The organism is Kosmotoga sp. DU53 (genome assembly GCF_001639905.1).
GTDB classification, from domain to species: domain Bacteria; phylum Thermotogota; class Thermotogae; order Petrotogales; family Kosmotogaceae; genus Kosmotoga; species Kosmotoga olearia.
In genome coordinates, this window is the sequence record NZ_JGCK01000016.1 from 1 (window position 1) to 4,005 (window position 4,005).

Annotated in this window: 4 protein-coding genes; all 4 read right to left on the reverse strand. The window is 39.7% G+C overall.

The genetic code is table 11. From position 1 onward, the window contains the following. The coding region (gene eis, locus DU53_RS02490) for an enhanced intracellular survival protein Eis (protein ID WP_063727286.1) at window positions 1-883 on the reverse strand (883 nt) is incomplete at its 3' end. A gap of 152 nt (window positions 884-1,035) precedes the next feature. Beyond that, window positions 1,036-2,283: a hypothetical protein gene (locus DU53_RS02495; protein ID WP_012745006.1), complete on the reverse strand. Its 1,248-nt coding sequence runs from the start codon at window positions 2,281-2,283 to the stop codon at window positions 1,036-1,038. Continuing rightward, entirely contained in the window at window positions 2,280-3,551 is a 1,272-nt protein-coding gene (locus DU53_RS02500) for a DUF5700 domain-containing putative Zn-dependent protease (RefSeq protein ID WP_041288624.1), read from the reverse strand. The genes DU53_RS02495 and DU53_RS02500 overlap by 4 nt, the downstream gene beginning before the upstream one ends. A 53-nt stretch (window positions 3,552-3,604) precedes the next feature. After that, on the reverse strand, window positions 3,605-4,005 hold a 401-nt coding region (locus DU53_RS02505; RefSeq protein ID WP_063727289.1), incomplete at its 5' end, for a sterol carrier protein domain-containing protein.

The following is a 4,005-nucleotide window of genomic DNA, read 5'->3' on the forward strand; positions in this document are numbered from 1 at the left end:
CCAGCTTTTCACCGGAGACTATCCTTATCATTCCTGCATTGCCAATTTTTTCTTCTGAAGGTTGATCGGAGAGATAAGGCCAGAGAAGAAAATCTTCCGGAAGGACCATCCTGAGTTTTGTAACTTGCAGAGATAATCTCTTCAGATAATTCAGCATTGTTTCTTTGGTTTCGTTGTCGTTGTAAATGAAGTCTTTCACGGTTACAATAGATTCAAACATTGCTTCACCACTTGAAAGGTAGAGTGCCATCATTCCAACTATTTTGCCATCTCTTTCAAACTTCACGACACCATTAGCTGCCTCGTTGTTGGAAAGCTCAAGATGCCTTTTCCAGTGAGGGTCATCCCTCAAAGCCAGGTTGTATTCCCTCCTCGCATGCTCGTTGTAAAACTCTTTACAGACTTCATCTGGAAATTTCAGATACTCCGCGGTAATTGAAGGATTTTCCTTTGCTATTAATGAGCCTGGACTAAGAAGAACAAGCTTCTTCCTGAAGAACAACTCCCAGCCATATTTTCGGTAAAAACTGACATTGAAAGGATGTAGCATGGAGACGACCATGCCTTTATCGCGCATCGTTTCAATAGACTTTTCAAGCATAAAACGAATTGTTCCCTTCCCTCTGTAATCAGGCCTTGAACAGATCTTGCTGATTCCTCCCATAGAAACCATCGAGTTTCGGAATCGCATCTGATAAGGATAGAGCAAATGTGCCGCAACGAGTTTTTTAGAGTCATATACGCCAAACATCTCAACCCCGCTAACCAGGGCTGTTCTTATGTACTTTCTAAGGAATTCATGTTTTGATTTTTCCACTACAAAAGAAAACTTAGCTATTTCCATTAAGGCTTCTACATCTTCACTTTTCCGGTATTCATACATTTTATTCCTCCTCGAAAATCGTTGTGGGTTGTGCGTTGTAGGTTGTACGTAAAAAACGAGATCCGAGATCCCGAGATCCGGGATTAAAAATCAAAAGCGAGAATGGATGTTGGAGATTAGAGTTTAGATAAAGATCGGGTCAAAGAGTGTGTTCAAACCACGGCAAAACCTCTTACATCTTCTTCCAACCTTGCCGGAAATACTCCAATGCCCGGGATTTCAACTTTGTCCCCATTTTGTACCGGTTTCTCCGGTAGATAAAAGACAACCTCGGAAAAAGTAAAGCTTTTCTCTATTCTCTTGACCATACTCTTTTGCTTTAGAAAAACTGGAACTCCCTTGAATTGCGTGGCAAAGAAATACTTGTTTATAATATAGTCTTCTTTCCATAGAATGTTCATAGGATCCATACCCATCAAAGGAAAAATCCCTTTCAACGTTATCCTGTATCCCGCTGAATTTTCAAAATTTCTGAATTCTTCATCTATATATTTTCTGTGTTTATCTAAGATATACCCGGCATTTTCCAAAACTTCTGATGGAACTGAATCTTCTGAAAAGTTATTAAAGGATAATCCGGAAAGTTTTTTCAGGAAATCGTAGATGTACTCTCCCGATTCCATATAATCCTTTTGCCAGCCTGCCTGAAACCTGTCAAGTAGGAATGCAAGGCACATCCCCGGCGCGTAGCAGCTCAATCTAAAACTTGAGAGAGAAGCTGGAAATTCAGACATCCCGTTCGCTTGATAAGCGATAGCGTACTTCAAAGGAATAGAACCAAAGTCACTGTAAGCTTTTGTTTCCACATATACAGCGACTCCTTCTACACTTTCTTGTGCTAACTCGTAATTCAACGCATCACCTATAAGTTTTCTTCTAAATTCCCTGATTGCTATAAAAGACGATAGCCTTTCTTCAAACTCTCTCTTCTCATCTGCAAATGTTGCCCTCAGTAGCTCTCTTCTCTCAAGAAACCTCACTGCAAGGTTCATTGGGGTAAAGGGATAATCGAGAACCTGGAGATCATTTGCCCAGCGTTTTTCTCCAACAGATTTTTGATATCCGTGAAAACCCTCATGAAAAATTAAAGAGAGAAACCTCTCGAAAGAGACAGTAGGTGATATGGTTGTAAGATCCCATATGGCGACCTGCTGCCCTTCAAGATCTTTAGCGGTGTTTCCATAGAACCTTTCATCTTTTTTTCCAATAAGAATTCCGTCGCTTTCCTCAAAACCTGCAGGCTTTCCTGGATAACCAACCAAAAATATCTTCTCATCGTTATACAACGCTACCGGCAGCTTCGGATAATCAAACCAGTACTTTTTCCTAATACCCTCATCTTCTATTATTTTATTTATCCGCTTTAAGGTTTCAATAATCTTTTCTTCATTATTTATCATAACAACACCTCCTTAATTTCCTCTGGAAAAATCCTACCTTCTTCTGTATCAGCAAATAATTTGAAAAATTCCTGGCTCCCTTTTTTGAGACAATCAGCAATCGCTTTATTCCCGTACTTTTTATCTATGATGTAACTCATATAATGCCCAAGTGCATAAAAGGGGCCGTTTGACCTCAAGCCGCGATTCAAAAACTTTTCTAGTTCATTGTATTTCTTCTGCTGAAAAATCGTATTGTACAAATCCTTGAAAAGTTCCACGCCTGCCTGAACATCGGATATATCTTCTACTGGAAAATCTCCCTTCTGAACATATGTTGCGGACCCCTCAAGAAATACGTAAGTAATCGCTTTATAAAGGGCATCCTTTCCTTTGTCCTTCAGAGGTTTTTCCAGCATTCTAAATTCTTTTCCTTTATTTCCTGGATAGAGGATAGCCTGAATTCTGTGAAAGGTTTCGTGTATTATTATGTCCAACAAAAAATCATAGTTGTCCTTGATATGCTCAATGTTGATACCGCCATATTTTCCGGTAGCCCAACCTCTTATGGCCCACCCAACACTAAAAACAAAACGTTCCTGAAATTCGAAATCTTCAGGAACATATTTTTCTATTCTCGCAGAAATACGTGCCTCTATATTGTCTTTGTTTTCCTCCAACTCGTTGAGAACCCTTTCGTAATCGTCCCTATTGCAGGCAATATCGGCAAAATCAAAGAAATTCCAGGGATTTAGCTGTTTCCAAATTTCATAGATAGATTCTTTGTTCGCTGCGAAGAATAGAAAATTAGCCAAAAATTCCGTTGTAAATTCAGGGCCTGGAACATAACCAAGGGAATTTCTGTGCTTAATCATCTCTGTAAAGATTTCCCCACCAGCGATTTCTCTGGCTTCCTCCAGGGTTGGATTTTCTTTAGCAAAATATTCTAATACTTCCCGAACCGCGTGTAGATCCAGAATGATTTTTATTCTCCCGCTGGATTTCACATCTTTCGGAACGTAATTCCTGCCTAAAAAATCTACGGGGAATCCAGTGCCGGCTACTATTTTTCTTTGTTCATCTCTTATCTGTGAAAGATAAGAAAGAAGGTCAAGAAATTTATCAGGCGTATCCGGTATGGGTATTTGCTCCGGATTTTCAATGGGATCTGGAATAACTCCGTAAAACCCTCCGCCAAGTTCAGCCTGCTTTTGTTGAATCCGAAAAAGTTTCTTTATGCTTTCGAGCGTATCAAGTTGCTTAATCAAACCAGAAAAATCATTGGTCACTGAATTCCCCCCCTTTTCAACTACAACAAAAATCATATTGAATCTCTCTCATATCAAAATGGCTCCAAATTGAACGTTGTAACTTTAGGCATGTCCTGCCCTCTATAACCTTCAAAAACCTGTACCCTACCGGCTTCTATCATTTCTTTGAAATTGGTAAACCCGGATATTACCGAAGAGAGACAACTTATATCACATTCTATATCGGGAGACTTTGTTGTTCTTGATATTCTCAAGAAACCTCCCTCTGCCTTGATTTCAAAGTTTCCGGTGTTCTCTTCAGAGAATTTGTCGTTGACTGAAACAATTAGTGGTTCCAGTTCAAAATCAACAGACAATCCATCCAGCTTTTCCACGGAGACTATCCTTATCATTCCTGCATTGCCAATTTTTTCTTCTGAAGGTTGATCGGAGAGATAAGGCCAGAGAAGAAAATCTTCCGGAAGGACCATCC

Excerpts from the sequence above, each read along its gene's own strand:
- DU53_RS02495 (WP_012745006.1), bottom strand. The coding sequence starts at position 2,283 with ATGATAAATAATGAAGAAAAGATTATTGAAACCTTAAAGCGGATAAAT.